The sequence below is a fragment of the Streptomyces sp. NPDC093586 genome (assembly GCF_044764905.1).
Classification (GTDB): Bacteria; Actinomycetota; Actinomycetes; order Streptomycetales; family Streptomycetaceae; genus Streptomyces.
The window spans coordinates 1-2029 of the sequence record NZ_JBIWJA010000099.1 but is presented as its reverse complement, the minus strand read 5'-3'; the positions used below and the strand labels follow the sequence as shown (position 1 = coordinate 2029).

Annotated in this window: 2 rRNA genes; both read right to left on the bottom strand. The window is 57.8% G+C overall.

Annotation, left to right across the window (positions count from 1 at the left end):
* Window positions 1–117, bottom strand: a 5S ribosomal RNA gene (gene rrf, locus ACIRFH_RS36555).
* A gap of 87 nt (window positions 118–204) precedes the next feature.
* Window positions 205–2029 (bottom strand): 23S ribosomal RNA (locus ACIRFH_RS36550); the annotation flags it as partial.

The following is a 2029-nucleotide window of genomic DNA, read 5'->3' as shown; positions in this document are numbered from 1 at the left end:
GTTCGGCGGCGTCCTACTCTCCCACAGGGTCCCCCCTGCAGTACCATCGGCGCTGTAAGGCTTAGCTTCCGGGTTCGGAATGTAACCGGGCGTTTCCCCTACGCTATGACCACCGAAACACTGTGAAACTGTCAACCGCACCACGCCTGTGACAACGTGGGGTTGTTCGTGGTTTCAGAACCAACACAGTGGACGCGAGCAACTGAGGACAAGCCCTCGGCCTATTAGTACCGGTCACCTCCACACCTTGCGGTGCTTCCAGATCCGGCCTATCAACCCAGTCGTCTGCTGGGAGCCTTACCCCATCAAGTGGGTGGGAGTCCTCATCTCGAAGCAGGCTTCCCGCTTAGATGCTTTCAGCGGTTATCCCTCCCGAACGTAGCCAACCAGCCATGCCCTTGGCAGGACAACTGGCACACCAGAGGTTCGTCCGTCCCGGTCCTCTCGTACTAGGGACAGCCCTTCTCAAGACTCCTGCGCGCACAGCGGATAGGGACCGAACTGTCTCACGACGTTCTAAACCCAGCTCGCGTACCGCTTTAATGGGCGAACAGCCCAACCCTTGGGACCGACTCCAGCCCCAGGATGCGACGAGCCGACATCGAGGTGCCAAACCATCCCGTCGATATGGACTCTTGGGGAAGATCAGCCTGTTATCCCCGGGGTACCTTTTATCCGTTGAGCGACGGCGCTTCCACAAGCCACCGCCGGATCACTAGTCCCGACTTTCGTCCCTGCTCGACCCGTCGGTCTCACAGTCAAGCTCCCTTGTGCACTTACACTCAACACCTGATTGCCAACCAGGCTGAGGGAACCTTTGGGCGCCTCCGTTACTCTTTAGGAGGCAACCGCCCCAGTTAAACTACCCATCAGACACTGTCCCTGATCCGGATCACGGACCCAGGTTAGACATCCAGCACGACCAGACTGGTATTTCAACGACGACTCCCCCTGAACTGGCGTCCAGAGTTCACAGTCTCCCAGCTATCCTACACAAGCCGAACCGAACACCAATATCAAACTGTAGTAAAGGTCCCGGGGTCTTTCCGTCCTGCTGCGCGAAACGAGCATCTTTACTCGTAGTGCAATTTCACCGGGCCTATGGTTGAGACAGTCGAGAAGTCGTTACGCCATTCGTGCAGGTCGGAACTTACCCGACAAGGAATTTCGCTACCTTAGGATGGTTATAGTTACCACCGCCGTTTACTGGCGCTTAAGTTCTCAGCTTCGCCCACCCGAAGGTGAGCTAACCGGTCCCCTTAACGTTCCAGCACCGGGCAGGCGTCAGTCCGTATACATCGCCTTACGGCTTCGCACGGACCTGTGTTTTTAGTAAACAGTCGCTTCTCGCTGGTCTCTGCGGCCACCCCCAGCTCGGAGTGCAAGACTCGTCACCGGACGTGGCCCCCCTTCTCCCGAAGTTACGGGGGCATTTTGCCGAGTTCCTTAACCATAGTTCACCCGAACGCCTCGGTATTCTCTACCTGACCACCTGAGTCGGTTTAGGGTACGGGCCGCCATGAAACTCGCTAGAGGCTTTTCTCGACAGCATAGGATCATCCACTTCACCACAATCGGCTCGGCATCAGGTCTCACCCTGCATGAGTGGCGGATTTGCCTACCACTCGGGCTACACCCTTACCCCGGGACAACCACCGCCCGGGATGGACTACCTTCCTGCGTCACCCCATCACTCACCTACTACCAGCTCGGGCCGGCGGCTCCACCACTCCCCTTCACCCGAAGGATCCGGGGCGGCTTCACGGCCTTAGCATCACTGGATTCGATGTTTGACGCTTCACAGCGGGTACCGGAATATCAACCGGTTATCCATCGACTACGCCTGTCGGCCTCGCCTTAGGTCCCGACTTACCCTGGGCAGATCAGCTTGACCCAGGAACCCTTAGTCAATCGGCGCAAACGTTTCTCACGTTTGTATCGCTACTCATGCCTGCATTCTCACTCGTGAACCGTCCACAACTCGCTTCCGCGGCTGCTTCACCCGGCACACGACGCTCCCCTACCCATC